At 71.8% G+C, this 3,312-nt stretch carries 1 protein-coding gene; it reads left to right on the top strand.

Translation table 11 applies throughout. The features are described 5' to 3' along the window. The first annotated feature begins 608 nt into the window (after nt 1-608). A complete protein-coding gene (locus ABT085_RS45135; RefSeq protein ID WP_351622711.1) occupies nt 609-3,305 on the top strand; it encodes a fibronectin type III domain-containing protein in 2,697 nt (898 codons plus the stop codon). Nucleotides 3,306-3,312: the final 7 nt, after the last annotated feature.

Below are 3,312 nucleotides of genomic sequence, written 5' to 3'. Positions count from 1 at the left end.
GCTTCCGGGTCACAGAGCGTCCTTCCTCGAAGCCGGTGAGGTGTGTGCACGTGCGCGGCGTCCAGGGGACGCCGAGAGCCGCCGCATGGGGTCTCCCCTCGTTGAGAACCGAGCGCTTCGCAGATGCGTCGGGCGAAGGCGTCACGCACGCTACAAGATTGTTAACAATATAGACAGCGATCTAGCGGACATTTTTGTTATGAATCCGGCAGGGCGCGCCGGGGACTCACGCTGCGACGGTCCCGGGACGAGCGACGGCTCGGACCCGGCCGGAGTTCGTGCATTTTTCACGTGACAGTGCTCCGGCGTGCTCCGAGGGGCGATGATGATCTTCATGCCGGGCTACGCGTGCTCTGCAGGGCGGCGAGGGGCGGGTGCGGGCAGGGACCGGCGATCACGGAGGGGTACGAGGAATTTCCCCCTGGGGGGCCGGTCGTGCGCGGGAGGTGTGTCCCGCGGCGCGCGCCCCGGCCATGCGCCCGGCCCGGCGGCGGTACCTCTTGACGATCCGGAAGGAAACACGGTTCACGATGCATGCGTTACACAGATCGGCAGCGGGGAGACGGCGCAGGACGGGTCCGCGCCGCGCTCTCGCCGATCACCTGGTGGTGCTCCTGCTCACCCTGGCCATGGTGGTTGCGGGTTCCGCCCTGGGCTCGGGACCGGCGGCGGCGGGTGAACAGGACACCGGTACGGCGTGCGCCTTGCACGCCACCTCCTTCGACGCCGTGGCGAACGCCCCGGCGATGACCATCCGCATGGGCTGCGCCGGGGGCGCGGGTTCGCTGCGCACGCTCGCCCAGAGCGACAGCGACCTCGTCGTCGCCTTCGACTACAACGTGCCCGAGCGCCGCAACGAGACCCGCGCCCTGGCCCGACAAACGGTCGCCGCCGTCCAGGCCGACCAGAGCTCAGGGCACACCCTCGCCCAGGCGCTCTACGACCACGCGCGGGACAACGCGGTGGGGCTCTACCCGACGACGGACGCCGGTGACTACGACGGCCGGATCACGACCGTGGGCGACAGCATCGTCCTCGTCCTGCCGACGGGAGAGATCGGCACGAGCGCCACATGGTGGCAGAAGTTCATCGCGGGTGGCGTAGGCGCGGCCGCGGGCGTGGCGGCGGGCGGCATCTGCCTCGTCGTATTCGCGCCCGGGGCCGCGGCTGCCGCCCCTGTCTGCGGGGCCGTCGCCGGCGGGGTCGGCGGCTTCGTCACCGAGATGATGAACGCGTCCTTCGACCATGCGGACTTCAAGGACGCGGACACGTGGGGCGGTCTGCTCGCCGCTGCCTTCTGGGGCGCTGTGACAGGCGCCTTCGGTGGTGCCCTGGTGAAGTGGGCCGGCGAGAGCGCCGGAACCTTCGTCAGCGGGCTCCAGGAGACATTGCGCGGCCTCGCCGCCCGGCTGGGGAACTTCGGCAGCCCGCTGACGTACCTGGGAGATCACCTGGCCGAGATGGTGCCGCGCCTGGTGGCGCGCCTCGGAGAGCTTCAGCGCGGCGTCGGCAACAGCGTCCCCCTGCGGGTCATGGTCGTCGGCGACTCCATGACGCAGGGGTACGAGGGCGACTCGACCTGGCGCTACCGCCTGTGGAAGTGGTTCCACGACGAGCACGTCGCCGTGGACTTCGTCGGCCCGTACAAGGGGACCAAGGCACAGGCCCAGCCGCAGCCCCCGGCGCGGCCGCCCCTTCAGGACGAGACTCCCGGCGCCTCGCCGGACGCCCCGGACACCTCCGGTGGCTACGCGGCGGGCGTCGACCCGGCTTTCGACAGGGACCACTTCGGGGTCTGGGGCCGGCAGGCGATGCAGGACAAGCAGCTGATCCGGGGCATGGTGGCGCAGTACCACCCGGACCTGATCCTCGTCGGCCTCGGCTTCAACGACATGGGCTGGTTCGTGAGCGGCCCGCAGGGGACGCTCGACAGCATGAAGACGTTCGTGGACGAGGCGCGGGCCGCCCGTCCCGACGTGAAGTTCGCCGTCGCGGACGTCCCTCAGCGCACCTACATCGGCGGCCGGGACGACCTGCCGGTCAGTACCACCGACTACGACCTGATGCTGCGCCGGGCCGTCCCGCGGTGGAGCACCCCCGTCTCGCCGGTCGAGGTCGTGAACTGGTCGGGGAACTACCGCTGTGCCCGTGACGCCTGCCCCGCCGGCTACGACGGGCTGCACCCCAACGCGCTCGGCGAGTTCCAGATCGCGCACGCCTTCGAGACCACCCTCCATGACCGGTACGGCATCGGCCAGACCGTCCCCGACGTCCCCCGCTCGGTCCCGGAACGCCCGCTGGACGTCGCGCGGAACGTCAGGGCCGTCTCCAGCGACCTGGGCGTCACGGTCACCTGGGACCGGGTGTACGGCGCGCGCGGCTACACGGTCCGCTCCCGGCTGATGGGCGCGACCGCGTGGAACGAGACACCGGTGCAGGCGAACCGCCACGACACCACCTGGACCCAGGACGGCTGGGAGTGGGAGTACTCCGTCCGTGTCGACAACGCGGGCGACGGCGTCTCCGCCTGGTCCCCGGTGATCCGGGCCACCGCCCACCCGCACACGGCGGCTCCGCCCACGCATGTCCTCACCCACGCCACCCTGGACGGAGTGGACCTCTCCTGGGAGCCCGCCACGGGGCCGTACAGCGACAGCGTGGACCGCTACGAGATCATCACCTGGGACAGGGACACGCCGGGCGCCTTCATCCAGAGCACGGCGGTGCGCGGCACCTCGGCGCACATCACCGGGCTGACCCCGGGCCATCACTACCTGGTCGCGATGGACACCTGGAACGCGGTGGGCGGCGGCCTGCCCACGGGCGCCCGGCCCGTCACCGTCGGCGCGGGCACCCCGCCGGTGCCGACGGACCTGCGCATCAAGTCCCTGGATGCCGTGTCGGTGCAGCTCAACTGGAGCGGCTCCCCGCAGGCCGCCGGATACCGCGTCTGGTACCGCAACCGCACGGAGAACGGCCCCTGGTTGTCGGACGAGTACATCTCGGACACCCCGGACCGGGGCGTCACCTTCCTCTTCCCCGGCAACTGGAACTTCGAGTTCGCGGTGACGGCGGTCAACGGCCAGGCGGAGTCGGCGCGGTCCGGGGCGGTCTCCGTCCCGGCGCCGCCGAGCACCGGGACCGGCGGGGCCACGGCCCCTGGCACGGGCACGAGCGCCGCTTCCCGTACGGCTGTCCGGGCGGGCAGCGGTGTGGGTCCGGGCGCCGGCCAGGGTCTCGCTCTGCTGCGTGCGGCCCCGACCGCCTCCACCGGGTCGGTGCCGGCCGCACGCCCCCGAAGGTAGCTCCTCG

The sequence above is a fragment of the Streptomyces sp. NPDC002265 genome (assembly GCF_040296125.1).
GTDB lineage: Bacteria > Actinomycetota > Actinomycetes > Streptomycetales > Streptomycetaceae > Streptomyces.
The sequence above is the reverse complement of the archived record's forward strand: the minus strand, read 5'-3'. Positions and strand labels throughout refer to the sequence as shown.